Consider the following 1,019-nt stretch of genomic DNA (forward strand, 5'->3'; position numbering starts at 1 on the left):
TGAGGACGTGGAGACAATCCTTGCTGATACTCCTTCGGACAAGCAGGTTGCCCTGTTCTCTGCAACCATGCCAGCACAGATTCGTCGTATTTCCAAGCAGTACCTGAACGAACCTGAAGAAGTCACAATCAAGAGCAAGACCACGACCTCGTCGACGATCACTCAGCGTTACCTCATGGTCTCCTACCCCCAGAAGGTGGATGCGCTGACCCGCATCCTCGAAGTTGAAAACTTCGAAGGCATGATTATCTTTACGCGCACCAAGAACGAGACTGAGACTCTCGCCGAGAAGCTTCGCGCTCGCGGATACTCTGCGATGGCAATTAACGGTGACGTTCCTCAGGCCACGCGTGAGCGCACGGTTGAACAGCTCAAGTCCGGCAAGCTCGACATCCTTGTTGCCACCGATGTTGCAGCTCGAGGACTAGACGTGGAGCGCATTAGCCACGTGGTCAACTTTGATATTCCGATTGACACAGAGTCCTATGTTCACCGCATTGGTCGCACGGGTCGTGCTGGCCGCAGCGGTGCAGCTATCAGCTTTGTCACTCCTCGTGAAGGACGTCTGCTTAACGCTATTGAGCGAGCAACACGTCAGCCTTTGACGCAGATGCAGTTGCCGAGCGTTGAAGATGTCAATGTCACACGACTTGCGCGCTTCGACGATGCCATCACTGAAGCGCTCGCTCAGCCAAACCTCATTCTCCAGTTCCGTGAGATTGTTGGCCACTACATCGAACACCACGATGTTCCAGAAGCTGATGTTGCCGCCGCTCTTGCTGTTGTTGCTCAGGGTGACACTCCTCTTCTGCTCTCTGCAGAGGACGAGCGCGCACAGCGTTACGCACGTGAAGAGCAGACCCGCAAGGAACGTGCTGAACGTGGTGACCGCGGAGACCGAGGTGGTCGTAATGACCGCGGTGGTCGTAATGACCGCGGTGACCGGGGCGATCGCGGAGACCGCGGGGGACGTCCTTCTCGTGATGATCGCTACTCTCGTGACGACCGCCCACCCCGTG

1 protein-coding gene is annotated in these 1,019 nt (G+C 56.5%); it reads left to right on the top strand.

Going from position 1 to position 1,019, the window contains the following annotated elements; translation table 11 throughout:
* A partial coding sequence (locus RR877_RS10630; RefSeq protein ID WP_332628252.1) for a helicase-related protein occupies positions 1 to 1,019 on the top strand: 1,019 nt, incomplete at both ends.

It is taken from the genome of Aurantimicrobium sp. (genome assembly GCF_036667855.1).
Taxonomy (GTDB): Bacteria; Actinomycetota; Actinomycetes; order Actinomycetales; family Microbacteriaceae; genus Aurantimicrobium.